Genomic DNA, 23,155 nt, shown 5'->3' on the forward strand with positions numbered 1-23,155 from the left:
CAATAACTGTTCTTGGGACAAGGGGCCGGCAATCGTCTATAGCCGGCCCAATCGCCCAAATCCTCTCTTACCATCATTTTTTAAATACAGTAATAATGACGCACCTTCATGGCAAAGAAGAATCTGATTTCGGTAGTCGACATGAAGGACGAGTGGCCCGACCTTGTCGACCTCGCAATCAAGCTCAAGGCAGAGCGCGGACACCACGGAGACCCCCTGAAGGGAAAGTCCCTCGGTATGATCTTCGAGAAGCCCAGCACAAGGACCAGGATCTCCTTCGATGTGGCGATCACCGAGCTCGGAGGACACGCAGTCTATCTGGACGAGTCCAAGATGCAGATCGGAGTCCACAGCGAGACCATGGAGGACACGGCCCGTGTCATGAGCCGCTTCGTCCACGCCATCATGTATCGTGCGAATGACTACAAGATGATGGACAAGCTCGGAGATTGGGCATCCGTTCCCGTAGTCAGCGGACTGGACAACCTCGAGCACCCCTGCCAGGCATTGGCCGATATGGTCACAATCAAGGAGAAGCTCGGAGGATTCAGGGGAAAGAAGCTCGTGTACCTTGGAGACGGAAACAACGTCTGCAACTCCCTGCTCTACGCATGCGCTATCATGGGAATCGATATGGTGGCATGCTGTCCTGCTATCAGGATGCCCAACGCGGAGATTATGTGGAACGCCACTAAGATCGCCGAGGCCAACGGATCCAAGATCATCGCATCCCATGAGCCCGAGAAGGCCTGCGTGGATGCCGATGTTCTGTACACGGACACATGGATCTCCATGGGAGACACCACGTCCGAGGAAGAGGCCATCAGGATCTTCAAGCCCTACCAGATCAACGACGACACCGTCGCATTGGCGAAGCCCACATGCATCGTAATGCACTGCCTCCCCGCACACCGCGGTCAGGAGATCACCAACGAGGTCATGGAAGGACCCCACAGCGTGGTCTTCGATCAGGCAGAGAACAGGCTGCACGCACAGAAGGCAGTCCTGTACACCCTGATGAAGGGCTGAACAAAACTCAATTCACCTGGGAGGAGACAATGTCCTCGACTATGTCGAGGAACTCCTCCTTCTTTTCTTCCGGAATGGTCGCTCCCGCTGCGACGCTGTGACCTCCGCCGTACCCTCCTACGAGTCCGGAGGCGGTCTTCATAACTACAGAGAGGTCCAGGCCTCTGTCGACCAGATCCCTGTTCGCCCTGGCGGATACCTTCACCCCGTCATCCGAATCGACGAAGGCGATTATCGGCAGGTTGTGTCTGCATTCGGGAGAGTTCAGGAGCATACCGGCCACGATACCGACCACAGTGTCCCTGATCTTGTCCCCAGCATCGAAGTACTGGATGAACCTGCGCTCCCTGATCAGATGGTTGTCTTTGACATAAGATAATGCTGATGAGATGTGCCTCCTGTGGTCGGCACGGTTCTTCTCCGCATCCTTCAGCGCGGTCGTGTCCCCGCAGCATATTCTCATCCCCGTCTCCGCATCGTCGTATCTTCCGCAGGAGTTCAGGACTGTTGCGAATTCCTTAGCGTCCCTGAGTCCGGTCCCGTGTTCGAACTTCGGCAGGGTGTAGACCTCCCCGTAGATTCTCTTCTGGTCCTCGAGGCACACAAGCTCCAGAACGTTGTCCGTAACCCTCTCCTTCTCCGAGGGGTCCAGATCGTTCCAAGACCTCCATTCGCCGTTCTTCTTGAGCGGGACGTGCAGGAACTCCAGCATGTCCATGCATCCGTTGGGGTTGTCCGTGAGCCCCTCCAAGCGGGGCTCGTTGCAGTATTGGAAGAACTGTATGATGGGGCGGGTCTCCCTTCCGAAGAGCCTCAGGTCTTGCTCTATCACCAGGTCATCGTTCGCGACGGCATCGTTGACTATCATGCGGTTTATGCTGACGAGCTTGGATTGATTGGTGTCCTGGAAGTCCCCCACAGCACCGACGATGGCGAGGTAGGCGAGATCGATATTGGCGGGATCCACCACCTTCGATAACAGATAGGTCATACCTGCACCGCAGGTCTCGAAGGAGCCGTCGAACCCGTACACGTGTGGATTGAGATGGTCCACTGATACGAAGTTGTCCAGAGATGTCTGCTTCTTCCTCCATTTGGGGTCGGGAACGTGATGATCAGTGATCACAAGATTGGACCTGGAGAATTCGGACAGGTATCCGCTTCCGAGGTCGCATATCCAAACGTAATCCTCCGGGGCGTCATTGACCATAGCGATGGTCTCCTCGGTGATCTTAGGCACGAAAACAGTGCGGTGCTCCGCTCCGAGACGGTCAGCTGTGATCGTCGCGATGGAACCGGCCGTTATCCCGTCCGCATCTATGTGGGAGACGATGAGTATGCTCTTCGCCTTCCTGAGGCCAGCAGCCGCAGTGGCCAGGTCGCGCTCCATACGTCCAAGGTCACCATTTGTATCCGGCATGTTCCCTCACGAGTTTGCCGTAGATCACTCCGGCGATGTATTCGAGATTGATGGTATCTGCACGGTTGTATTCCTGCAGGATGTTCAGTGCATCCTCGTCACCGTGCCTCTTCCACATATGCCAAAGATGGACGGCCTCAGCGCCGTCCACTCCCTCGATCTCCTCGGCCCTTGTTATGCCGAGCTCGATCTCCAGGGGTTTCAGTCCTCCCTTGAATCCCACCTTCCTCGATGCGAAGCGTAGGTCGTACTGAGGGATATCGAAATCCACCTCGGGGAAGCTGTTCCTTAGAACGGGAACATCGAAGCAGCTCCCGTTGAACGTGACGAGCATCTTGGAGCCTTTCAGGGCATCCGACAGTGATTCGGAATCCAGGTCGAATCCCTCCGTCAGGGTGTACGTCTTATCCTTCCTATGGACCGTGACCACCGTGACGAGCGCATCCCTGCTCAGACCGTCGGTCTCGATATCGAGGTATGCTGCATCGTCCTTGAAGCGGTCGTACATCCTCCAATGCTCAGATTTGGGCACAAGATCGGACAATGCGCAGGCATTCTCTTCCTTCAGAAGTTCCGCAGCCTGCATGATGATCGGATCCGATTTCTCCTTCAGGGCAGGCTTGACGCAGCCGATGTTGTCGGACGATAGGAAATCGTCCCAATCAAGTATGCCCGATTCCCAGATGCTCCTCTCCTTCTTGGCACCCACTGAAGGCAGAATCTGGAAGGTGTGTTCGATCATCGCTCCCGCATATGCGTAAACGGTTTTAATCCCTATTCTCTAAGGGCGGTCATGAGGGCCAAGGAGATACTGCCGGGAGTGAGGATCACCAGCGACAGGTGTCTGGTCCTCGATGAAGGCCCCACGGTTGTTCTCGGGGACCTTCACCTAGGTTACGAGAGGGCGCTCGAGCAGGAGGGGATGTACCTTCCACGCATCAACACCGAGTCCATCAGGGAGTGCCTCAACGACATATTGTCCAGGTACGAACCGAAGAGGATCGTCCTCCTCGGGGACATTAAGCACGACTTCAAGCGTGCCGGTTACGAGGAGAAGCAGGAGGTCAGGAAGATATTCAACCTCCTTGCCGAGGCGGCGCAGGTCGTAGCCATCAAAGGAAACCACGACAATTATCTGCAGAACATCGTGGCCGATCTCGGATTCCTGGTGGTCGATTACATCGATATAATGGGCTTCCGCCTGGAGCACGGGCATGTGGATTCCGGTGTGAGGCCGGTTATAATAGGGCACGAGCACCCTTCCGTGAGGATCCCGGGGAGCGTTGGCGGTGGCCTGAAGATTCAATGCTTCGTCCATGCGGAGAAGGAGGGTGTGATCGTCCTTCCGCCTTTCAGCCCATTCGCCTCGGGAAACGATCTCGTCCTTGACAAGGATGCGGTCATGGCCCCCGCATTGAAGGATGCGGACTACCCCAACGCCCGTCTTTACGGCGTTACGGACATGGGCCTGATGGACTTGGGGACCCTGGCAGACATTTCTGACGTCACCTTGTGATGAAAACGAGTTGGCGGATACATACAACTCAGATGGCACCCAACAACCCCTAAAAGTTAAGCTATGGTCATAACTGCGGTCCATATCTTCCCTCTTTTCTTATATAGGATGAAAGGTATGCAAACATCAGGAGTTTTCATTATGGCAATGACACCTAGAGAGAGAGTACTTGCTGCACTGAAACAGGAGTCCCTTGACAGGCCCCCAGTCGCAGTATTTACACAGTCAGCAACAGTTGCACAGATGGACAAAGTCGGAGCAGCATGGCCTGACGCACACAAAGATCCCAACCTCATGGCAACACTGGCAGCAGCCCAGGCAACCGTCAACGGTGCCGAGGGAGTCAGGGCCGCATTCTGTCTGACAGCAGAGACCGAGTGCCTCGGAGCAACAGTCGCCGTCGACAAGAAGGATGCAGCACCCATGATCAAGGAGCACCCCCTGCACTTCGATGCAATGATGGGCGAGTTCGACAACCTCGAAGAGAAGCTCATCAAGCCCGAGGAAATGATCAGCAAGGGAAGGCCCAAGGTCGTCATCGATTCCGTCAAGATCCTGAAGGAGAAGTACGGATCCGAGTACCCCGTCATCGCAGGAAACACCGGAGTCATCACACTCACCGGAAACCTGTGCAACACAGAGAACATCATCTTCGGAATCCTCATGTGCCCCGACGATGTCGCGAAGTGGCTCAAGTACATGACCCCCTACGTAAGGACATACACCGAGGCCCTGTGGGCAGCCGGAGCAGACGTCGTTCAGTGCTCGGAGCCTACCGGATCCACCGACATGCTCGCACCCGACATGTTCGACCAGTACGTCGGACAGTACATCGGTCCTGCACTCAAGCCCGGAAACGACAAGTACTCCATCCTCCACATCTGTGGAAACACCGAGCCCATCCTTGAGATGATGGTCGCAACCGGAGTCACCGGAATCTCCATCGAGGAGAAGGTCGAGCCCGAAGTCGCTTGCGGAAAGGTCGGCGGAAAGACCTGTATGGTCGGAAACGTCGGATCAGTTATGCCTCTGTTCCAGGGAACACCTGAGCAGTGTAAGGAGGCTGCAATCCGCTCTGCAAAGGCCGGATTCAACATCATCTCCTCTGGATGCGGTATCGCACCCGGAACACCCGACGAGAACTACACCGCAATGGTTAACGCCATTAAGTCTCTCTGATTTCAAACTCATTCCCCCCTTAACCGGGGGGTTCCCCTATTTCTTATCATTATAGGTTTATAGTGTGGATGGGCATTCCCACCTCATGTCAGAATTTCTCGAGAAGAACAAGGAATACGCAGAGGTCATGAAGGAAGTCATGAAGCTGCGCCATGAGCCTGTGGCCATCAAGCTTGTCAAAGAGGGAGAGGAGTTCCCTGAGGGATACAACGAGCCCACTGAGCAGCAGAGTCACTGCCAGGCCATATTCAGGGCCAAGGACGGAGCATCCTTCAAGATGCCACTGGCCTGCCACAGCTGCATGGTCGGAGCATCCGCGCTGAACATGGTGGAGACCTCAGACAAGATCAAGTCCGGGGAATTCCACGCAGGTATCGGCATGCACGACACTGTCCAGGCTGCCGGTAAGATGATCACGGATCGTAAGATCGTGCCGTTCAAGACCATAGGTGAGATTGTATGCCCCCTCAAGGACGCAGATTTCGAGCCTGATGTGGTCGCCATCGATGATATCCCTGAGAGGATCTATTGGATTGTTCCTCTTACCACAGCAGAGAAAGGAGGACGTGTCGAGTTCAGCACATCGCCCTTCCAATGCGCTTGTGAGGACGTAGTTGCGATGCCCGTATGCACCGGTCTTCCGAACATCTCCTTGGGATGCTTCGGCTGCAGGAAGAAGACTGATATGCGCCCCGACGAGATGGCTTGCGGCATACCTTACAACATGATCCCGGGCTTCGTCGGACACCTCAAGAAGTACAACGAAGGTGTCATGCAGAAGGCGAAGAGAGAGTGATTTTTTCGCGGAGAATCGGGGCAGTGTTACTCCGATTCTCCCTTTTTGCTACAGTATATAAATGGAAAAAGAGGATACATCCAACTCACCAAATCATTAAATAAAACCCATTGAAACCACTTTTGATTTTGGCAGAAAATGGCGATTTAACACCTAAAAACCATAGATTTAACAGCACTTCAGTTAGCCAGCAAACCATCTCCCTTATATTCAGAAAAAATATACTTCCGCACGCAAGGGGTATGCGAAATAGCGATATTTCGCAGAAAATTATTGAACAAGGAGGTATGAAATGCCAAAATACGAGGACGTAATTGACTTGTATGACGACAACGGAAAGCGCATCGCGAAAGACATTCCGTTGGAGGCCATCAGTCCGTTGCGCAACGAAGCGATCAAGAAGATCGTGTCTCTGACAAAGAGGACAATCGCAGTCGACCTCGCTGGAATTGAGAAGGGTCTCAAGTCCGGTGCAGTAGCAGGCGCGATGATCAAAGGAAAAGAGATCGACATCGCTCTTGTCAAGAACGCGAACAAGATCGCCAAGATCGTAAAAGAGAAGGTCCAGGTCTTCGACGGCGACGGTACAGAGGTTACCGTTAAGGGCAACAGGCTCGTCGTCATTGTACCTGAAGCAAGGATGGACGCTGGAATCGAGTACACAACAGGATTCACATCGGTTGCAGCAGCCGTCACAGAGGCCATCATCGATGAGTTCAAGATTCCGATGTATGAGGCCAACATGGTTAAGGCAGCCGTTTGGGGAAGATACCCCCAGACCATCACATTCCAGGGCGCAAACGTCAAGTCAATCCTCGAGGTTCCCCAGAACAACGAGGGTGCTGGATTCGCACTCAGGAACATCATGGCAAACCACGTTGTTGCTCTCGTCAACAGGAACGCAATGCAGGGAACAGCCCTCTCGGCTATCTTCGAGCAGTGCGAATCCTACGAGATGGGAGACCTTATCGGAAACTTCGAGAGGGGAGGACTTCTCGCTCTCGCATACGAGGGACTCAACGCCAACAACATGCTTTACACACTTGTCAAGAAGAACGGAAAGACCGGAACTGTCGGAACTGTTATCGAGTCCCTTATGGACAGGGCAATTGCCGACGGCGTCATCAAAGTGAAGGAGACACTCCCCAGCGGATACAAAGTCTACACGACAAAGGATCTCCCTCTCTGGAACGCATACGCAGCAACCGGAATGGTCGCAGCAGTTATGGTCAACATCGGAGCAGCAAGGGCAGCACAGGGAGTTCCCGGAACCGTCCTGTACTACAACGATCTGCTCGAGCACGAGTCCGGACTTCCTGGTGTCGACTACGGTCGTTCCGAGGGAGTAGGAGTCGGTATGTCATTCTTCTCTCACTCCATTTACGGAGGAGGAGGACCTGGTCTGTTCCACGGAAACCACGTCGTAACCAGGCACTCGAAGGGAGTTCTCATCCCTGCAGTAACAGCCGCCAACTGTCTCGATGGAGGAACACAGACCTTCTCCGCAGAGGCCACATCCGGTCTCTTCAAAGAGGTCTTTGGAGACGTCGAGGAGTTCGCCAGACCTATGCAGTGTGTCGCTGCAGAGGCAAAGAAGGTGAAGAAGAAACTGTGAGGCCCTTGTATGGTATCTAACCCTCCAGCAGATTACGCGGGCGCTCCGCTCCCGGAAGTACAGATCATCACCAACCGCCTTCTGAGTGCAGAAACCACGGAAGTACTCCTGAACAAGCTCGATGTCATCGATGGCATCAGGCAGATTCAGATGACCGGTGAGAGCATTCCGAAGACAATCAACAGCGGACCTGGTAAGGGACTTCCCAACAATCATTCGGAGCGCAGGATCATCAACGTCAACGGCCGTGAGGTCGAACTCCGTTACCTCGTCGGTGCTCTTTACATCGAGCTCGAGGTGGAGGACGAGGATGAGCTCGACGCCAAGCTGGAAGAGATCGAGAGCGCGTGCAATCAATGCATCGAGTTCGGTTACGTTCTCAACGTCGGTAGATACACGAAATACAAGCCCACACTTCATGATTATAGGAGTGAATAAAATGGCATACAAGAGACAGTTCTATCCCGGTAACTCAACACCTGCCAAGAACAGGCGCAGATACATGGATCCCAAAGTCAAATTGAAGAAGCTCCGCGACGTTCCTATGGACGATGTCATCAGGATCATGGGACACAGGAACCCCGGAGAGGACTACAAGTCCATCCACCCCCCAATCCAGGAGGGCAAGGAGCCCGAGTGCCCGATCAGGAAGCTCGTCGTCCCCATCGAGGGAGCAAAGACCGGTGACCGTATCAGGTACATCCAGTTCACAGATTCAGTCTACTTCGCACCCATCTCCCCCTACCAGAGGGCATGGATGTACCTCTCCAGGTACAGAGGAGTCGACACCGGAACACTTTCCGGAAGGCAGATCATCGAGGTCCGTGAGAGGAACCTCGAGGTCATGGCAAAAGAAATGATCGACAACGAGACCTTTGACCCCGCCCTTACAGGAATCAGGGGAGCAACCGTTCACGGACACGCATGCCGTCTCGATGAGAACGGACTGATGTTCGACGGATGGCAGAGGTACCAGTGGGACGCAAAGAAGAAGGAAGTCGTCTACGTCAAGGACCAGGTCGCAATCCCCCTCGACAGGAAGATCTCCGTCGGAAAGCCCGCAGCAGCCGCTGACCTCAAGAAGAGGACAACAATCTTCAGAGCAGACGGCGTCGACATGAGAGACGACAAGGAAGTAACCATGTACGGACTCAGGATCCACAAGCTGAGGACACTCGGCGGTTACCAGCCTTGGGCATTTAAGGAGTGATTTACATGGCAACAAAACAGAAGTTATTCATGGATGCATGTAAGAAGAAGTTCAAAGAGGAACCCACTGACATCTCCACCAAATACTACTGCTTTGGTGGATGGAAACAGTCCAAGTCCAAAGTCGAGTTCCAGAAGACAGCACAGGCAATCGCCAAGAAGCGTGGAATCCCCATGCTCAACGAGGACATCGGAGTTCCCCTCGGACAGAGGTCCTGGATGCCCTACCAGCTGTCCCACACTGACATCTATGCAGAGGCAGATGACCTGCACTGTGTGAACAACACAGCCATCCAGCAGGCATGGGACGACATCAGGAGGACAGTCCTCGTCGGACTCGACTCCCCCCACCAGACTATCGAGAGAAGGCTCGGAAAGGAGGTAACACCTGAGACAATCAACGCTTACCTCGAGACCGTCAACCACACAATGCCTGGAGGAGCAGTCGTTCAGGAGCACATGGCTGAGATCAACCCCGCCCTCGCATACGACTCGTACGTCAAGGTCTACTCCGGAGACGACGAGCTCATCGATGAGATCGACAAGAGATTCGTCATCGACATCAACAAGCTCTTCCCCAAGGACCAGGCAGAGCAGCTGAAGAAGGCAATCGGAAAGACCCTGATGCAGGCTGTCCGTGTCCCCACAATCTGTGGAAGGATCATGGATGGAGCAACCACATCCAGGCACGCAGCAATGCAGATCTCCATGGCTTTCATCTCCTCCTACAAACTCGCAGCAGGAGAGGCAGCAATCGCAGACTTCGCATACTCTGCAAAGCACCTTTCGATCAACATGGGAACCATGATGCCCGCAAGGCGTGCAAGGGGACCCAACGAGCCCGGAGGAATCCCCTTCGGATTCATGGCCGACATGGTACAGTCTGACCGTGTCTACCCTGACGACCCCGGCCGTGCAGCTCTCGAGGCAGTCGCACTCGGAGCAGCAGTCTTCGACCAGGTCTACCTCGGTGGATACATGTCCGGAGGAGTCGGATTCACACAGTACGCAACCGCTGCATACACCGACAACATCCTCGAGGATTACGTCTACTACGCAATCGACCAGATCAAGTCCAAGTACGGCGGCCTGTGCAAACTCGACCCCAAGGACATGGACAAGCTCATGAAGCTCGGAGACGACATCAACTCGTACGCTCTCGAGATGTACGAGAAGTACCCCGCCATCATGGAGGCCCACTTCGGTGGATCCCAGAGGGCAACAGTCGCTGCAGCAGCAACCGGAGTCGCCGGATCCATGGCAACCGGAGTTGCAGACTGCGGTCTGAACTGCTGGTACCTGTCCATGCTCCAGCACAAGGAGAGGACCGGAAGGCTCGGATTCTACGGATTCGACCTGCAGGACCAGTGTGGTTCCGCCAACTCCTTCGCGTACAGGTCCGATGAGGGACTGCCCGCAGAGGTACGTGGACCCAACTACCCCAACTACGCAATGAACGTCGGTCACCTTTCCGGATACACCGGAATCCCCAAGGCAGCTCACGCTGCAAGGAAGGACGCATGGACCGCCAACCCCTACGTACGTGTCGCATTCGCAGACCCCGCACTGGTCTTCGACTTCGCCAACGTCACGAAGGAGATCGGCCGTGGAGCCCTCAGGGAATTCCAGCCTGCCGGAGAGAGATCCGCAGTCATCAAGGGATGATCACTTGGAGAACGGGGACCTCGTGAAGTACATGCCGACCTCGACCGTCGGCAAGATCACCGACATCAAGGAGAAGGACGGAGTAACCTGGGTTAGACTGGATTACACTGACCTGTACTACGACGCGGTAAATCTTGTCCCGGCAGATCCGTCGGAGTACATCGAGGTCTCATTCAAGGAGCGTTCGTCCTTCGAGAGGGGCATGAAATCCATTGAAGACATCAAGAGGGAGACTCAAGAGGTCGACATATCGGAGATGATGCCCTCAGGAGGCGGATGATCCATCCTGAAACCATTTACCTCCCTTCGGGGAGGTACCTTATTTTTTTATTGTGATTTTTAGAAAATGACCCGGCTTGATGCCGATTAAAAAACAAAGAGATGATCGTCCCCGAAGGGACGTAAGGATTGTTTTCAGATCCTGTTGAACGCTACGAGAACTGATGCGTATCTGGAGTCGTCATCGAGGCCGTAATAGAGTCTCATCATCTTGTCGCTGGTAGGCGCTGGGCTGCATGAGATGACGTCCTTGCATCCGTTGCTCTCGTTCAGTTCAGGGAACGATACCGGGGGCATGACGAACTGCTCGGATCCTCCCGCCTCGACTCCGAGGAAACAGACGAATCCGTCACCCATCCAAACGATGTCGTTGCGACCGTCGTACTTGTGCATGGTGAAGGGGAACACCTCTTCGCCGAGCAGATTGCCGTTAGCTCCGACAAGGATGACTGTGGGTTCCGGTGGGGGTCTGAACCTGGGGTCTTTCACTATGCAGATTACTGCATCCCTGTCCAATGCCTGGAGGAAGCCCTGATTGTCTACGGGGATGCTCCCCATGGACCTGACTGTGGATTCCTCGACCCTGAGCTTCTCTAATATCTCTCTGTCAAGGTAGAATGCCCATTTCACACCCTTCAGACCGCGGACGATCTCCAGCGGTTTATCGAGTCCTGCATCCAAATCTTTTGCCATTTCTTCACACCTCATTCGTGTATCTGGCACTTACTCATCCTCATTGAGTCTGATCAGATTGTCAACGCCTGCCATCGAGCGTATGTCCACCACGCCGATCACAGCGATGGTGCGGTTATCGAGTTCTATCGGAGTAACGATTACCCTGATCCCTTTGTAAGGTCCGGATGTGGCGACCCTCCTGATGGTCGTTCCGCTTCTGATGACCTCCTCGAGGACCTCACCGGTGTATGCGTTGTCTATGACCGCACCGTTCTCGATCCTAACTCCGAGGTTGTCCCTGTTCTTAGCGCATACCGGCAGACCTCCGACGAGGTCATGGATGGCGAAGGCCAGCGACAGAAGTTCGGAATTGTCGCTCCTGGGGGAGATGACATCCTTGATTCCGCGGGCGAGTTTCAATCCGCCCATGATGTTGATTCCCGCAATGACGGCACCGATCTCTGCAGATTGCATCGTCTTTCCGGTTCCTATCACGACGACATCCTCGTTCTTCAGGTTGAAGACCGATTTGATCTCATTCTCAGTGGTCGGATCGACAAGATACTCCGAACCGGGGAACATAAGCTTCCCGTCGGTGAACACCAGGGTGGTTGCACCTGTGGCCCCGGCCTCGATGGCCTTGTCCCTCTCCTCGCATCCGAATGATACCATGTGAGCAGCTCTGGGGATCCTCACAGCTACGTTGTATTCGCCTATGGTGAGGTCCTTGATGGTTATGGGTCCAAGGTCCATGCGTGTCTTCTTCTTCAGATCCATTCCGGAGCTGGTCAGTATGATTCCGCTCTTGTTGATGCTGATGATCCCATGGGTCTGGAGCAGGGCGATGATGGTCCTGGTGCTTCCTTCTCCGATATCCAGCAGCGACGACAGCTTCTTCCTTCCTATAGCTTCCTCGTTGTCGAGGTAGTACAACGTCTTCCAGATGTGATAATCGTTGAATTTCGGAATTGGGCCGCCGACCCTTGAGCTGCTGGAGATCATGATGGATGAATCTTGTATCCAATTTAAAAATGCTTTTACGATGCATCCATCCAACTTCACGCTCGGCTTCTATAGTTTTTAAATTAACGAGCGCGACTATATATGGTCGGAACGAGTAACCAGCGCTATGGCTCAAGAGTCGGTAGAACTTCTGGTTATCGAGAACGTGACCAAGACCTTCGACGGTCGTGTCACTCTCAACAATGTAAGTGCGAAGTTAACTACTGGAAAAATCATGGGATTGATTGGAAAAAGCGCTGCGGGAAAGAGCGTTCTCATCCATATTCTCAGGGGAAACGATGATTACAAGCCCGATTCCGGACGTGTGATCTACAACCTCAACCAGTGTAAAAAATGCGGAAACCTGGACCTCCCATACAAGGGAGCACCCTGCACTAGGTGCGGCGGTGCTACAGACACGAAGTCGATCGACTTCTGGTCCCTCAAGCAGGACGACCCCCTCAGACAGGAGATCAAGGGACGCATCTCGATCATGCTCCAGAGGACATTCGCCCTCTTCGGTGACATGTCCGTCATCGAGAACGTCATGGAGGCTATCCCCGAGGACGTCAAGGGTGATGACAGGATCAAGCGCGCAATCGAGATGCTCGAGCTCGTCGATATGACGCACAGGACAACCCACATCGCAAGGGACCTCTCCGGAGGAGAGAAGCAGCGTGTCGTCATGGCAAGGCAGCTGGCGAAGAAGCCCCTGTTCTTCCTCGCAGACGAGCCCACGGGAACACTGGACCCTACAACAGCCGAGACAGTCCACAAGGGACTCATCGACTACGTCAAGAGCAACGGCATCGCAATGGTGTTCGCATCCCACTGGCCCGAGGCCATCGAGAGGATGGCGGACGAGGCCATTCTGCTGGACGCCGGAAACGTGAAGATGCAGGGCAGCCCCAAGGAGATCTCCGAGGCATTCATGAAGGACTACCACTTCGAGAAGTCCAGCCACACCACTGTGGGAGATTCCCTAATTGTCTGCAACGATGCTAAGAAGCACTACTTCTCTGTTGTCAGAGGAGTCGTCAAGGCCGTCGACGGAATCAACCTGGACATCAAGGAGAAGGAGATCTTCGCCCTGGTCGGTTACTCCGGAGCCGGAAAGACCACCACATCCCGTATGATCGCAGGAATGTCCCCCGCAACCGGCGGAGAGGTCAAGGTCAGGATCGGAGAGGATTGGGTCAACATGTCCGAGGAGGGATACATGGGTAAGGGAAGGGCAACCCCCTACATCGGATTCCTCCACCAGGAGTACACGCTCTACCCGTTCGACACCGTCCTGCAGAACCTGAGCACATGTATCGGAATGAAGATGCCCGCAGAGCTGGCCAAGGTCAAGGCCATCCAGGTTCTCATCAGCGTCGGATTCCCCAAGAGCGACATCGAGAAGATCCTCTACTCGTACCCCGACTCCCTGTCTGTGGGAGAATGTCAGAGGATCGCGTTCGCACAGGTGCTCATCAAGGAGCCCCGTATCATCATTCTGGACGAGCCCACAGGAACCATGGACCCCATCACCAAGACTATCATCGCGAAGTCAGTGATCAGGGCCAGGGATACTTTGGGAGAGACATTCGTGGTTGTCAGCCACGATATGGACTTCGTCCTCAACTGCTGTGACCGCGCTGCGTTTATGAAGAACGGAAAGGTCATGGCCATCGGAGATCCCAAGGAGATCCTCGAATCATTCGAGAAGGAGCCGGTTCCAGAAGGTGAATGATCATGAAGCAGAAGATGGGAAGACATCTCAGCTTCGTAGAGTGCAGGGAGTCGATGGGTCTGGGAGCCGGAGGAGGTCTGGCCGCAAGGGCGACCCTTTCCGAGTCCGGTAAGGATGTAATAGCTATCGCTATGGGCCCCAGCAGGAGGCACATCACCAAGCCCGTGTGCGAGATCACATACGCCCTCCGCGAGGAAGGTATCGACACGAGCGTTATGGTGGTCAACGCAGGATCCGGAGTTCCCGCAGACGCGCCCGACATGACGACGGGAAGCTACTTCGGACTGGACCCCATCGAGGTGGAGAGGATACAGCAGTTCAAGGTAGCCCTGATCCATCTCGGCAACGTCCGCATGCACATCATCTACAAAGCAAGGTTGATCCTCAGGAACGTGGACATCCCCGCAATCATCGTCGCGCAGTGTCCCGTGGACTATGAGGATTTCGCATCCGTAGGGGTGAAGACCAAGATGGTCATGCCCCCGGAGGACAAGATAGACACGAAGGGAACGATCGTCGAGATCGTCAACGGCGTGGTCAGGGGAGTAACATGTTCCCAGGACAAGCTGGACGAGATCGTTTCCAAGGTACAGTCGATGCTACCGGAGCGTGAGCACTGATGAAGGTAATCGTGAACGGCAAGACCAAGGAGCTCAAGAAGGGAGCCACTTTGAAGAGCGCCATCGCCGACGAGCCGTACTACAAGGACACGCTCATAGCAGTTCACCTGTCGGAGGAGAAGCTGGTCCAGGAGACCAGCGACTTCGAGATCGTCACCAACCGCGGTACGGTCGTGATGCACCTGAACGACACCCCAGAGGCCAGGTTGTGGAAGACACTGGTGTCCACATCCATGCAGGGAGTCACGGCCAGGTGGATCACCCACAACATCGCAGCTTTCGGTTCTTTCCCGACCGAGCTGAAGGTGGACAGGTCGGAGCACGGATACAGGATGTACGACTGCTTCCTCTCGTTGGGAGGATTCGACAGCAGCACGACATACATGATGATCGCCAAGGACAACCACAAGGGCACTTACGGTGCCGGAAAGGCGGTCATCGGAAGGATCACGGTCGGAAGGCATCTGCTGGACAAGTTCAGGGAAGGCGACGAGATTATGACCGTCCGCCCCATGATGTCGGAGATCAGCACCGAGAACGTCATAGTCACCAAGGATCTGGGCTACAAGCTGGAGGACGGCTACAAGATCGAGACCATGGTCTCCATAGACCTGGACAAGAAGTCGCCCGCATCCGCAGAGCACATACTGGTGCTCTCATCGAAAGGATACATGAAGGCCACGGACGTGACCGGAAGCTACATCGCATGTTCCGAGGACCTCGACGTCGAGATCCCTCCGGAGGACAGCGGTGTCAGGGACAAGGGATGCGTCGCGGTGAGGTCCGAAGGTGTCGGGCAGGGAAGGCTGTACGTCCTCAAGGACCGCAGGCAGCAGTCCGTATCTCACAACATCGCTGGACAGGTCACCAACGGACTCGCAATCATCGAGTATGCGAAGAAGGACGACATCTTCACCATCGCCACCAACCCGCCCAGGACACTGGCAGTGGGAATGACGATGAAGGAAGGAGAGGAGTTCCTCAAGGCGGCTGGAATCAAGGTCACCAGGACCGGGGACACATCAGACGATGCCATCGTCGTGGAGCAGACGCCCGAGAGGACCGTCACCGCCCTGGCAGATGCCAAGGCCGAGATCATGGGAGTTCCCAAGGACCGCGTGTTCAAGATCAAGCTGGAGCAGCAGGAGGATCCAAGGAGCGTCCACTACTTCAGGAAGATCACCGGACTCAGTCACAAGCCGATCGGCTCCATGAAGGTCCAGTTCACCTTCGAGGGCCTGCCGATGGTCACCTTCTACGGAGACGAGATGAAAGGAAAGGACATCGTCCCCCACGATAAGCAGTTCAAGAAGTGCAAGCGCGGTGACATCGGTATCACCAACCAGGCCAGGCCCTACCACGGTCTGATGGGAATCAGGCTGGAGGACAGCAAGGAGCACGGTCCGACCGGCGAGGAGCCGTACGGAACAAACATCATAGGAAGATTCGAAGACGACCTCGACAGGCTCATGAAGGACCTGAACGACGATGACGTCGTCTACATTAGGGAGATGGATTTATGAGTGAAGAGAGGGAGACCAGGCTTTTCATGATATCCCCCAGGTCCATGCTCACCCCGGACCAGCTGGTCCGCATGGTGCATTCCTTCGGGGACAAGGCCCTGGTAAAGGAGACTTGCTACGGCTGCCTCGTGGAGGCACCCAGGAAAGAGGTCCTTGAGATCCTCGCCAAGGTGAGGGAGACATACCCCAACGAGGTGTTCTCGAAGATAAGGGCCTACAGATGCAGCGACCCGAGGAGATGCCGCGCACAGCACGGAACAAGGCCCGGGTACGCCCAGCTTGAGGAGGAATGGGCCCTCCTGTCCAAGATCCAATACGGACTGGAGCAGGTAGAGAAAGGGGCCAAATACAGTCCTGAGAAGGATAGGAAACGTCTTGACGTAAACGCTTTCAAGAAGATATGCGAGGTGCAGTGATGAAGATCTTCATAGATCCCCCAAACAGCCTGGTCCTCTTCGACCTTGTCGAGAGATTCGGGCACGAGCCGCTCAGCACGATGGCGGCCATCCAGGAGAGAGTGGACAATCTGGAGGTTGACATGCCGCCGATGAACGTCACACTCGATGATGTGGTCAAAGGACTGAAGTACGCCGGTATCGAGGTCCCCTCCGGAGTGAGGGGCAGGCTGGCCCTCTGGGGCCCCCTCATCGAGCAGGCAGACGCAGCCATAGTGATGGAGGACTGCCCTTACAGCTTCGGATGCGTAGGCTGCGAGCGTTCTAACCTCATGATCAAGTATCTGGTCCACAGGAAGGGAATCCCGGTCCTGAACGTCAAGTACCCCGAGACTGACGAGGATGCGGTCAACTTCGTGGCCCAGGCCAAGGAATGGATGGAGGGATTGAAATGACAATCAAGATCGCGCAGCTGTCCTGCGGTACGGAGTACAGCAGTGTCCAGTATGAGATAGAGAAGGCAGCAAGGTCCGTCGGTGCATCGATAGTTTATCCCGACGTATCCTCGGCGGATATCGACAAGGCCGTCCAGGACTTCGGATTCAAGCCCCGTTCCCCACAGCTCAAGCTGATGATCGCAAGGGCCGCCGAACTCGCATCCGGAAGGTACGAGGCGGACGCTGTGTTCATCACCACATGCTTCAGGTGCGCAGAGGCCGCACTGGTCAGGAACGAGCTCAGGAGGTACATCCAGGAGCACACCAACCTGCCCGTCGTCACCTACTCCTTCACGGAGAGGCTCAAGGCATCTCAGCTCCTGACAAGGATGGAGGCATTGGTCACCATCGTCACCAGGAAGGAGCTCCTCGCAAGGGAGAGGCAGACCGGTCTCACGGTCGGACTGGACTCCGGTTCGTCCACCACCAAGGCCGTCGTCATGGAGAACAACAAGATCATCGGTAAGGACTGGACACCTTCGGGCGCGGTCGTCATCGAATCAGCCACCCAGGTGCTCAACAACGCACTGGAGCAGGCCGGTGTCACCCTTGACCAGATAGAGGCCATCGGAACGACAGGTTACGGACGTTTCACCCTCGGAGAGCACTTCAAGGCGAAGCTGGTCCAGGAGGAGCTGACGGTCAACTCCAAGGGAGCCGTCTGGCTCGCCAACAGGCAGAAGGGAGAGGCCACCATCATCGATATCGGTGGAATGGACAACAAGGCCATCACCGTCAGGGACGGAATCCCCGACAACTTCACCATGGGAGGAATCTGTGCCGGAGCATCCGGAAGGTTCCTTCAGATGACATCGAACAGGCTCAAGATCGACATCACCGAGCTCGGAAGACTCGCTGACAAGGGAGACTGGAGGAACGCCAAGATGAACTCGTACTGTTCCGTCTTCGGAATCCAGGACCTGGTCACCACCCTCGGAGAGGGAAAGAAGTTCGAGGATGTGGCCTGCGCAGCATGCCACTCCGTCGCCGAGCAGGTCTACGAGCAGCAGCTCCAGGAGATCGACGTAAGGCATCCGATCATCCAGGTCGGAGGTACCTCGCTGATCTCCGGACTCGTGACGCAGATCGGAGAGGTTCTCGGAGAGCAGCCCATAGTCCCGCCGGACTCCCAGTACATTGGAGCGGTCGGCGGAGCACTGCTGAGTTCAGGATTCCTGTGAGGGATTGTATGGACATAGAGGTAGTAGGAGACGACAAGTTCGGGGACGAGGCTTACAGGAAGCTGTTCGAGGACACCATGAGCGACCTGAACAAGGCCGTTCTGATCGACAAGGCCAAGCTCATTCTGAAGCCGTCCACGCCCCTGTTCATCTTCTCCATAGTGCTGAAGGCAGATCCGGGCAACAAGACCGTGGTGGACGTTGCCAACGTCAGGGAGGAATCCAACATGACGTACATCACCATCACGCAGGAGCGCTACGCCCCCGACATCCTCAAGGCCCTCTGGACGAAATACGGGAGGAACAAGGTCGTCCAGCAGACCCGTTTCGACATCGAGGTGTCCGGAGCCAAGATCTCCGAGATGCAGGAGATGGTCATCGCATCCGGCGAGCAGGACCTGAGGGAGATCATGGGCGCCATATGGAGGTCTATGCCCGAAGGGATCAAGAACCGCCGCACTCTGATCGACGGCGGAGTCATCACCGTGGTCGCCACAGAGGAGCTCATGCAGCCCGAGTTCATGGACGAAGGGAAGAAGGTGCACGCATCCATGGGAGGTGCGGCCTGATGTTCGAGGTCATGATGTACGACGGAGGAATCTACCGTTCCGACGAGCTATTCGAGATGATCGAGGACGTCGGAGGAGTGGTCCTCCAGAAGAACAGGAGCTCTCAGATGCTGACAGTCATCATGTCTGTCCCGTCCGAGGACAGGGAGGAGATCTCGAAGCTCTGCACGGAGATTGGAGGAACCGTGAAGGAGGTGCCTCTGGCAGGTACGGAGATCGCGGTCGTCGGACCCACCCTGGGAAGGCATCACATGCCCCATCCGATCTGCGATGTGGCGGAGATACTCAGGAGGGCCGGAGCGGTCACAGTGGTCATGGGACTCGCCAGGGGAAGGGGTAAGAACACCTCTCAGATCTCCGCGGTGGAGAAAGGGATCATCGACGAGTACGATGCATGCGTCGTATGCCTCGGAAACTTCAAACCCTGCGTCGAGAAGAAGACCGATCTGATCAAGGACCTGCACATCCCCGTCGTGCTCGTCTCCGGACCGAAGCCCGAGGGTGTCGAGGACACCTACGACGCACTCGTTACGGGAGTCGGAAGGAAGGCGGCCAGGATGAAGTCCCCAGAGGAGAGGGACAAGCTGGACGAGATCTGCGATGCAGTCGAGAACGTTCTGAAGGACAAGAAGGTCTCCATAGAGGAGGACCCGCTGTTCGTCCACCCCGCAGAGGTCAAGCAGATCCTGCAGGAGTACGAACCCATCGACATGTGCCTAAGGCCCGCCCCGATGGTCCTCCATCTTGACGGACTGAGGATCAAGATCCCCTATGCCGAGCACAAGGAGTACCTGGAGAACGTCACCGTCTACGGCCGCAAGCTGGGAGAGGTGGCCTTCATCGAGCCTTCGAGGATCGACGACAGCAGTGTCATCATCCGCATCAAGACCCGTTCACAGGTCGAGTTCGAGGACTCACTGAAACAATGATCCGCAAGGGCACGTACGTGCTCGCAATAAGTCTGGGGGCCGACAAGGAGATCCAAGTCGGCGCCCTGGGCACCTTATTCTTCAAAAAGGGGCTGTACTGCTATGTGGGCAGCGCCATGAACGGCCTAGACCAGAGGGTCAGCAGGCATCTTTCCAAGGAGAAGAAGCTGAAGTGGCATGCAGATTACATTACCACTGCAGCCGATTCTATCGAAGCCTATATCTCGTATCCGGATTTCATCCCCGAATGCGATCTCGCAGCCATCGCAGTCGAGGAAGGGATGGAACCGTTCTGCAAAGGATTCGGTTGCTCTGACTGCAGATGCTATACACATCTGTTCAAGACGAACACCAAAGTACTGAAGGGATTCATACAACGCTGTGGCATGTTCCCATTCGTATCGATGGCAGAGCTTCCCAGCAAGTAATCTCATATATTCTCATTTTCCAATGAGATTCCCTGCTATTCCTTTATATTATAGGAAACAAGTGGCAACTCTATAAGCCAACGCTATTGAGTGGAGGATAAGAAATGAAATCATTGAACTATCAGAACAAACCCCTGTCTCCCGAGGTCCTCGACCGCATCGGAAGCGCCATCGGAGAGGGAAAGATCTCCAAGAGCGGAGAGCACGTCATCATCACACCTGCAACACAGGCAGACGTCGCCGCAGCCGTCAAGGCAGTCATGGAGGCCAACGGAGCAATCACGACAAAGGTCGCCAAGCACTGCGAGGAAGACGAGGTCGTTCTCGACTTCAGCAAGATGAACGCCATCGAGTGCATCGACACAGTCAACATGACCGTCAAGGTCCAGGTCGGATGCAAGATCTGCGATCTCGCAAGGGCAGTCAAGGAGAAGGGATTCACCCTCGGAGTACGCCCCGCTGGAGCCAACATGACCGTCGAGGACTGGGTTTACTCAGAGGCCCCCGGAGTCGGATCCTACAAGTACGGAACCATCAAGGACACCGTCTACAACGTCTACGCCGTCGACTACACCGGCGGAGCGATCGAGACTGGTTACGACATCATCGGATACTACATGTCCGGATACAACCTCACCCAGACATACGTCGCATCCTCCGGAAGGATCGGAATCATCACAGCGGTCACACTGAAGCTGTTCCCAGCAGGAGTCACCAAATCAGTCGCTTACGAGCTCGGCGGTTCAAAGGACATCCAGAAGGTCCTGGAGAAGATCGCACAGGAGCCCTCAGTCAAGCCCCTGCACATCTCATTCAACGGCAACAAGCTCGTCCTCGCATACCAGGGAGACGAAGAGTTCGTCGACCTCGATCTCGCTAAAACAGATGAGATCGTCGAGGGTGCAGCAAAGCTCGAAGAGGACCTCTGGAAGGGAATCGAGGGAGCGGCATGCATGTGCCCCAGCTCGCCCACATTCTACATCCCCGTCAAGAACTTCGCCAAGTTCGTCGACGCAGCGGTCGACGCAGGCTACAAGGTAGCAGGAAACGTCCCTGACTGCACGACTGTTGCCGTCAAGCTCAGGCACAACGAGGACGCCAAGATCGACAAGATGGTCACAAAGGCGGAGAAGCTCGGCGGAAGGTACGCAGGCAAGTGCAGCAGCAAGTACCGCTCCGACGCAACCAACGCATTCGTCAAGAAGATCACAGACGGATTCCTCGGCTACAAGCCCAAGGAGCCCAACTTCATGAGGAAGGTCACTCCCGAGATCATCGAGGAGCTGAAGGCCGCCGTAGGCGCCAAGAACGTAAACACCAATGGAATGGACAGGGTCATCTACTGCCACGACCTCGCACCCCTCCCCAAGGAGGCAGGCCTCGCATTCAACTGCATCCCTGACGTCATTGTCAGGCCCGAGAACGTCTGTCAGATCTCCGAGGTCGTCAAGATCGCGTACAAGCACGGAATCCCCGTCACCCCCAGGGGTAACGCGACATGGGGTCTCGGAGGATGCATGCCCACCAACGCCGGTATCATCATCGACATGACCTCCAAGATGAACAAGGTCCTGGAGATCAACACCGAGGAGAGGTACGTCAAGGTCCAGGCAGGATGCACATGGAAGAAGCTCCTCGAGGCATGCATGAAGAAGGGATACATCATCGGATCCTACCCCTCCAGTTTCCCTGCGGGAACCATCGGAGCATGGATCTCCACCAACGGTATGGGAATCGGTTCCTACAAGTACGGATCCGCAAAGGACAACATCCTGAACTCCTGCGTCGTCGTCGACGACGGTTCAGTCGTCCAGACCGGATTCGACGGAATGGGATCCTACGGAATGAGCTACAACCTCAACCAGTTCTTCTCCGGAGCAGAGGGAACCCTCGGAGTCCTCGGAACCGTTACATTCAGGATCTACCCCATGGGAGAGATCAGGTGCACCGGATACGAGTACGATGCACTCGCCATCGCCGACCCCCAGCTGCAGAAGATCGTCAAGAACCCCTCTGTCATTCCCCTGCACATCGCATGGTCCGACTACAAGCACTTCGAGAACCAGCGCCTGGCCGGAATCCACGCACCCAACGTTTCCAACGTCCTCCTGGTGACATTCCAGGGAGACGCCGACCACAACGATCTCGGCGAGCAGTTCGCCGACTTCACTGCCGAGGAGTTCGGCGGAAGGAAGATCGCCGGTGAGGTCGCAGAGCACGAGTGGGATGAGAGGTGCTACGAGTTCCGTGCAAGGAAGGTCGGAGTCGGAGAGATTCCCGCAGAGGTCATCGTCCCCACCCACAACTGGGGAGAGTACGTGGACATCTGTTACCAGGGATTCGACGCCATGAACATGGAGCCCGGAGGAGTCATCGGAGTCATGGTCGACAGGTCCACAACCCTGTTCATGCCCTACTACTTCAAGGACGACGAGCTCTTGACCGGAATGCTGCCCTTCGGATTCAACTTCTACATGGGAGACAAGGCAGCAGAGTTCGGCGGAAGGTCCACCGGTCTTGGAGTGTTCTTCGCATGGCAGCTGGATGTCATCCACAACGCACCCACCGTCAAGAAGATGAGGGAGCTCAAGACAGTACTCGACCACCATGATGTGATCAACCCCGGACACGTCGTATGCGGAATGACCAGGTTCGGAATCAACCTCGGCAAGCCCATCATGTCTCTGGGAAGCATCATGCTCCAGACCGTCAAGAAGATGTTCCCCAAGGACAAGACCTTCCAGAACAACCTCAAGAGGTTCAGGTACAACGACATGGAGCACCTGAAGGTCCTGGACAGGCACCACAAGCTCGGTGACGGAAGCCAGTAAGCAAGATCAAGAAACCATTTACTCCGGGATTCCCGGAGGTTTTTCTTCATTTTGGATCGTCT

At 55.4% G+C, this 23,155-nt stretch carries 23 protein-coding genes; 19 read left to right on the forward strand and 4 right to left on the reverse strand.

Annotation, left to right across the window (positions count from 1 at the left end; translation table 11 throughout):
• The first annotated feature begins 108 nt into the window (after positions 1–108).
• Positions 109–1,029, forward strand: a complete 921-nt coding sequence (gene argF, locus PED39_06380) for an ornithine carbamoyltransferase (GenBank protein ID WII07214.1) — start codon at positions 109–111, stop codon at positions 1,027–1,029.
• Between the two features lie 7 nt (positions 1,030–1,036).
• Here the strand turns inward: argF and PED39_06385 are convergent, their stop codons facing one another.
• A complete protein-coding gene (locus tag PED39_06385; GenBank protein WII07215.1) occupies positions 1,037–2,449 on the reverse strand; it encodes a DHH family phosphoesterase in 1,413 nt (470 codons plus the stop codon).
• Positions 2,430–3,191, reverse strand: a complete 762-nt coding sequence (locus PED39_06390) for a ribonuclease H-like domain-containing protein (protein WII07216.1) — start codon at positions 3,189–3,191, stop codon at positions 2,430–2,432. Before PED39_06390 ends, PED39_06385 begins: the two co-directional genes overlap by 20 nt.
• A 51-nt stretch (positions 3,192–3,242) precedes the next feature.
• Between PED39_06390 and PED39_06395 the strand changes: the two genes are divergently transcribed.
• The 8 genes from PED39_06395 to PED39_06430 all read left to right on the forward strand — a co-directional run bounded on the left by PED39_06395 (position 3,243) and on the right by PED39_06430 (position 10,709).
• On the forward strand, positions 3,243–3,965 hold the full coding sequence (locus PED39_06395) for a metallophosphoesterase (protein ID WII07217.1): 723 nt from the start codon (positions 3,243–3,245) through the stop codon (positions 3,963–3,965).
• A gap of 141 nt (positions 3,966–4,106) precedes the next feature.
• Complete coding sequence (locus PED39_06400; GenBank protein ID WII07218.1) at positions 4,107–5,144, forward strand: MtaA/CmuA family methyltransferase; 1,038 nt, start codon at positions 4,107–4,109, stop codon at positions 5,142–5,144.
• Between the two features lie 85 nt (positions 5,145–5,229).
• Complete coding sequence (locus PED39_06405; GenBank protein ID WII07219.1) at positions 5,230–5,940, forward strand: DUF169 domain-containing protein; 711 nt, start codon at positions 5,230–5,232, stop codon at positions 5,938–5,940.
• A gap of 292 nt (positions 5,941–6,232) precedes the next feature.
• On the forward strand, positions 6,233–7,555 hold the full coding sequence (mcrB, locus tag PED39_06410) for a coenzyme-B sulfoethylthiotransferase subunit beta (protein ID WII07220.1): 1,323 nt from the start codon (positions 6,233–6,235) through the stop codon (positions 7,553–7,555).
• Positions 7,556–7,564: 9 nt separating this feature from the next.
• Positions 7,565–7,993: a methyl-coenzyme M reductase operon protein D gene (gene mcrD / locus PED39_06415; GenBank protein ID WII07221.1), complete on the forward strand. Its 429-nt coding sequence runs from the start codon at positions 7,565–7,567 to the stop codon at positions 7,991–7,993.
• 1 nt (position 7,994) lies between these two features.
• Entirely contained in the window at positions 7,995–8,765 is a 771-nt protein-coding gene (mcrG, locus tag PED39_06420; protein WII07222.1) for a coenzyme-B sulfoethylthiotransferase subunit gamma, read from the forward strand.
• Positions 8,766–8,770: 5 nt separating this feature from the next.
• The gene (gene mcrA / locus PED39_06425) at positions 8,771–10,429 is read left to right on the forward strand and encodes a coenzyme-B sulfoethylthiotransferase subunit alpha (GenBank protein WII07223.1); all 1,659 of its coding nucleotides are present in this window, start codon (positions 8,771–8,773) and stop codon (positions 10,427–10,429) included.
• Between the two features lie 4 nt (positions 10,430–10,433).
• Complete coding sequence (locus tag PED39_06430) at positions 10,434–10,709, forward strand: DUF2098 domain-containing protein (protein ID WII07224.1); 276 nt, start codon at positions 10,434–10,436, stop codon at positions 10,707–10,709.
• A gap of 134 nt (positions 10,710–10,843) precedes the next feature.
• Here the strand turns inward: PED39_06430 and PED39_06435 are convergent, their stop codons facing one another.
• Together PED39_06435 and PED39_06440 are read right to left on the reverse strand one after the other, a co-directional pair.
• On the reverse strand, positions 10,844–11,401 hold the full coding sequence (locus PED39_06435; GenBank protein WII07225.1) for a hypothetical protein: 558 nt from the start codon (positions 11,399–11,401) through the stop codon (positions 10,844–10,846).
• 30 nt (positions 11,402–11,431) lie between these two features.
• Positions 11,432–12,385, reverse strand: a complete 954-nt coding sequence (locus PED39_06440) for a DUF2111 domain-containing protein (protein ID WII07226.1) — start codon at positions 12,383–12,385, stop codon at positions 11,432–11,434.
• Positions 12,386–12,512: 127 nt separating this feature from the next.
• Between PED39_06440 and atwA the strand changes: the two genes are divergently transcribed.
• From atwA to PED39_06490, 10 genes are all read left to right on the forward strand, one after another.
• Complete coding sequence (gene atwA, locus PED39_06445) at positions 12,513–14,120, forward strand: methyl coenzyme M reductase system, component A2 (protein WII07227.1); 1,608 nt, start codon at positions 12,513–12,515, stop codon at positions 14,118–14,120.
• A 2-nt stretch (positions 14,121–14,122) separates the two neighbouring features.
• A complete protein-coding gene (gene mcrC / locus PED39_06450) occupies positions 14,123–14,740 on the forward strand; it encodes a methyl-coenzyme M reductase I operon protein C (GenBank protein ID WII07228.1) in 618 nt (205 codons plus the stop codon).
• Positions 14,740–16,263, forward strand: a complete 1,524-nt coding sequence (locus PED39_06455; GenBank protein WII07229.1) for a methanogenesis marker 3 protein — start codon at positions 14,740–14,742, stop codon at positions 16,261–16,263. Before mcrC ends, PED39_06455 begins: the two co-directional genes overlap by 1 nt.
• Complete coding sequence (locus PED39_06460; GenBank protein ID WII07230.1) at positions 16,260–16,679, forward strand: methanogenesis marker protein 6; 420 nt, start codon at positions 16,260–16,262, stop codon at positions 16,677–16,679. The genes PED39_06455 and PED39_06460 overlap by 4 nt, the downstream gene beginning before the upstream one ends.
• A complete protein-coding gene (locus PED39_06465) occupies positions 16,679–17,113 on the forward strand; it encodes a methanogenesis marker 5 protein (protein WII07231.1) in 435 nt (144 codons plus the stop codon). The genes PED39_06460 and PED39_06465 overlap by 1 nt, the downstream gene beginning before the upstream one ends.
• Positions 17,110–18,336, forward strand: a complete 1,227-nt coding sequence (locus PED39_06470) for a methanogenesis marker 15 protein (protein WII07232.1) — start codon at positions 17,110–17,112, stop codon at positions 18,334–18,336. The genes PED39_06465 and PED39_06470 overlap by 4 nt, the downstream gene beginning before the upstream one ends.
• 8 nt (positions 18,337–18,344) lie before the next feature.
• Positions 18,345–18,905 (forward strand): methanogenesis marker 17 protein, encoded by a 561-nt coding sequence (locus PED39_06475; GenBank protein WII07233.1) that lies wholly within the window; start codon positions 18,345–18,347, stop codon positions 18,903–18,905.
• The gene (locus PED39_06480) at positions 18,905–19,834 is read left to right on the forward strand and encodes a methanogenesis marker 7 protein (protein WII07234.1); all 930 of its coding nucleotides are present in this window, start codon (positions 18,905–18,907) and stop codon (positions 19,832–19,834) included. The genes PED39_06475 and PED39_06480 overlap by 1 nt, the downstream gene beginning before the upstream one ends.
• The gene (locus PED39_06485) at positions 19,831–20,262 is read left to right on the forward strand and encodes a GIY-YIG nuclease family protein (GenBank protein ID WII07235.1); all 432 of its coding nucleotides are present in this window, start codon (positions 19,831–19,833) and stop codon (positions 20,260–20,262) included. Before PED39_06480 ends, PED39_06485 begins: the two co-directional genes overlap by 4 nt.
• 104 nt (positions 20,263–20,366) lie before the next feature.
• Complete coding sequence (locus PED39_06490; protein WII07236.1) at positions 20,367–23,093, forward strand: FAD-binding oxidoreductase; 2,727 nt, start codon at positions 20,367–20,369, stop codon at positions 23,091–23,093.
• Positions 23,094–23,155 lie beyond the last annotated feature (62 nt).

The sequence above is a fragment of the Methanomassiliicoccales archaeon LGM-RCC1 genome (assembly GCA_030168575.1).
In the GTDB taxonomy this organism is placed as follows: Archaea; Thermoplasmatota; Thermoplasmata; order Methanomassiliicoccales; family Methanomethylophilaceae; genus Methanoprimaticola.

Coding starts and splice junctions, on each gene's coding strand:
- argF (WII07214.1), top strand. CDS start 109: ATGGCAAAGAAGAATCTGATTTCGGTAGTCGACATGAAGGACGAGTGG.
- PED39_06385 (WII07215.1), bottom strand. CDS start 2,449: ATGCCGGATACAAATGGTGACCTTGGACGTATGGAGCGCGACCTGGCC.
- PED39_06390 (WII07216.1), bottom strand. CDS start 3,191: ATGATCGAACACACCTTCCAGATTCTGCCTTCAGTGGGTGCCAAGAAG.
- PED39_06395 (WII07217.1), top strand. CDS start 3,243: ATGAGGGCCAAGGAGATACTGCCGGGAGTGAGGATCACCAGCGACAGG.
- PED39_06400 (WII07218.1), top strand. CDS start 4,107: ATGGCAATGACACCTAGAGAGAGAGTACTTGCTGCACTGAAACAGGAG.
- PED39_06405 (WII07219.1), top strand. CDS start 5,230: ATGTCAGAATTTCTCGAGAAGAACAAGGAATACGCAGAGGTCATGAAG.
- mcrB (WII07220.1), top strand. CDS start 6,233: ATGCCAAAATACGAGGACGTAATTGACTTGTATGACGACAACGGAAAG.
- mcrD (WII07221.1), top strand. CDS start 7,565: ATGGTATCTAACCCTCCAGCAGATTACGCGGGCGCTCCGCTCCCGGAA.
- mcrG (WII07222.1), top strand. CDS start 7,995: ATGGCATACAAGAGACAGTTCTATCCCGGTAACTCAACACCTGCCAAG.
- mcrA (WII07223.1), top strand. CDS start 8,771: ATGGCAACAAAACAGAAGTTATTCATGGATGCATGTAAGAAGAAGTTC.
- PED39_06435 (WII07225.1), bottom strand. CDS start 11,401: ATGGCAAAAGATTTGGATGCAGGACTCGATAAACCGCTGGAGATCGTC.
- PED39_06440 (WII07226.1), bottom strand. CDS start 12,385: ATGATCTCCAGCAGCTCAAGGGTCGGCGGCCCAATTCCGAAATTCAAC.
- atwA (WII07227.1), top strand. CDS start 12,513: ATGGCTCAAGAGTCGGTAGAACTTCTGGTTATCGAGAACGTGACCAAG.
- mcrC (WII07228.1), top strand. CDS start 14,123: ATGAAGCAGAAGATGGGAAGACATCTCAGCTTCGTAGAGTGCAGGGAG.
- PED39_06455 (WII07229.1), top strand. CDS start 14,740: ATGAAGGTAATCGTGAACGGCAAGACCAAGGAGCTCAAGAAGGGAGCC.
- PED39_06460 (WII07230.1), top strand. CDS start 16,260: ATGAGTGAAGAGAGGGAGACCAGGCTTTTCATGATATCCCCCAGGTCC.
- PED39_06465 (WII07231.1), top strand. CDS start 16,679: ATGAAGATCTTCATAGATCCCCCAAACAGCCTGGTCCTCTTCGACCTT.
- PED39_06470 (WII07232.1), top strand. CDS start 17,110: ATGACAATCAAGATCGCGCAGCTGTCCTGCGGTACGGAGTACAGCAGT.
- PED39_06475 (WII07233.1), top strand. CDS start 18,345: ATGGACATAGAGGTAGTAGGAGACGACAAGTTCGGGGACGAGGCTTAC.
- PED39_06480 (WII07234.1), top strand. CDS start 18,905: ATGTTCGAGGTCATGATGTACGACGGAGGAATCTACCGTTCCGACGAG.
- PED39_06485 (WII07235.1), top strand. CDS start 19,831: ATGATCCGCAAGGGCACGTACGTGCTCGCAATAAGTCTGGGGGCCGAC.
- PED39_06490 (WII07236.1), top strand. CDS start 20,367: ATGAAATCATTGAACTATCAGAACAAACCCCTGTCTCCCGAGGTCCTC.